Consider the following 202-nt stretch of genomic DNA (forward strand, 5'->3'; position numbering starts at 1 on the left):
GATCGGGTTACCGGTCTCGTCCATCACGATGGCGGTGAGGATGCAATCGCACGCCAGTTGCCGGGAGGTGGTGCGCGAGAGTGGTCCCATCCAGGGCAGCCACCCGACACTGGTGCCGTCACCGAACACGTCCCGATAGGCACCGCGATCCGGTGACGGTCCTGCGCCAGTAGCGGTGTCGCGGAGGTCGGTGAGGTCGCGG

1 pseudogene is annotated in these 202 nt (G+C 67.3%); it reads right to left on the bottom strand.

Annotated elements, in window-relative coordinates:
* A pseudogene (locus tag ACOQFP_RS01630) lies at nt 1–202 on the bottom strand (HNH endonuclease); the annotation flags it as partial.

Origin of the sequence: Rhodococcus sp. MALMAid1271 (assembly GCF_049195265.1) — a bacterium.
In the GTDB taxonomy this organism is placed as follows: Bacteria; Actinomycetota; Actinomycetes; order Mycobacteriales; family Mycobacteriaceae; genus Rhodococcoides.